The sequence below is a fragment of the Streptococcus caprae genome, assembly GCF_042649745.1.
GTDB lineage: Bacteria > Bacillota > Bacilli > Lactobacillales > Streptococcaceae > Streptococcus > Streptococcus caprae.
The window spans coordinates 1-663 of the sequence record NZ_JBHRZV010000041.1; the positions used below are offsets into that span (position 1 = coordinate 1).

Here is a 663-nt window from a genome sequence, read left to right on the forward strand (position 1 = left end):
CCCTTAACCCGCATAATAGAAATAGGCCGGCTTAGCTCAGTTGGTAGAGCATCTGATTTGTAATCAGAGGGTCGCGTGTTCAAGTCATGTAGCCGGCATTAAACTTAATAGTTTAGGTTTTTATAGAGGGCGCATAGCTCAGCTGGTTAGAGCGCACGCCTGATAAGCGTGAGGTCGGTGGTTCGAGTCCACTTGTGCCCATATATGGTCCGTTGGTCAAGGGGTTAAGACACCGCCTTTTCACGGCGGTAACACGGGTTCGAATCCCGTACGGACTATATAATGACTGCCTAGCAGTCTTTTTTGGCTCTTTGTCAACTGTAGTGGGTTGCCCTATTTAACACCGAGAGAGGACAGGACTTGTCTTCTCTCGTTCTTGTCTCTCCCGCATTTTCGGGAGACAAGCTGCAAAGGGCTATCCCCAGCCCTTTGCACTGTTCAAGGCAATGAAAATACGGGTTTTTTCTTTTCATCTTTCTGAAACCAAAGGCATTTCGCTTAATGACCTTGATGATATTGTTTGTCGCTTCGAGTTTAGCGTTGGAGTAAGGTAGTGCCAAGGTATTGACAATCTTATCCTTGTCTTTCAAGAATGTCTTGAACACCGTCTGAAAGATAGGATTTACGCTATCAAGTGTTTCTTGGATAAGCTCAAAAAACTGG

Annotated in this window: 3 tRNA genes and 1 pseudogene; 3 read left to right on the forward strand and 1 reads right to left on the reverse strand. The window is 45.6% G+C overall.

From position 1 onward, the window contains the following. Positions 1-25: 25 nt before the first annotated feature. The 3 genes from ACFORF_RS05560 (at position 26) to ACFORF_RS05570 (ending at position 278) form a co-directional block, all read left to right on the forward strand. Positions 26-98: transfer RNA gene (locus ACFORF_RS05560), tRNA-Thr, on the forward strand. Positions 99-127: 29 nt separating this feature from the next. Beyond that, a tRNA-Ile gene (locus tag ACFORF_RS05565) sits at positions 128-201 on the forward strand. A 5-nt stretch (positions 202-206) separates the two neighbouring features. Beyond that, positions 207-278 (forward strand) — tRNA-Glu (locus ACFORF_RS05570). A gap of 137 nt (positions 279-415) precedes the next feature. On the opposite strand, the pseudogene ACFORF_RS05575 reads toward ACFORF_RS05570, so the two are convergent. Further along, positions 416-663, reverse strand: a pseudogene (locus ACFORF_RS05575) (transposase); the annotation flags it as partial.